This is a genomic window from Pseudomonas sp. FW305-25 (assembly GCF_017351415.1).
Lineage (GTDB): Bacteria > Pseudomonadota > Gammaproteobacteria > Pseudomonadales > Pseudomonadaceae > Aquipseudomonas > Aquipseudomonas chlororaphis.
On sequence record NZ_JACNDE010000096.1, the window covers coordinates 1 to 260 of the forward strand.

Below are 260 nucleotides of genomic sequence, written 5' to 3' on the forward strand. Positions count from 1 at the left end.
TCAGCTATGGAGCGCTGACTACAAAGGGCAATACCTGACAGGAGAAGGCGTCTGGTGTTACCCCTTGACGGTCATGGACCATGCGAGCCGTTTTCTGTTGGCCTGCGAGAGCATGCCCAGCACCAACTTCAAAGACGCCCAAAAAACGTTCGAACGGTTGTTCAAAACCTATGGGATGCCCGAACGCATTCGCACTGACAATGGTGTTCCTTTCGCCAGTGCGGGGCGTGCGGGGTTGTCGCTGTTGTCAATTTGGTGGC

1 protein-coding gene is annotated in these 260 nt (G+C 55.0%); it reads left to right on the plus strand.

Going from position 1 to position 260, the window contains the following annotated elements; translation table 11 throughout:
* A partial coding sequence (locus J4E58_RS31840) for a DDE-type integrase/transposase/recombinase (protein WP_207255380.1) occupies positions 1–260 on the plus strand: 260 nt, incomplete at both ends.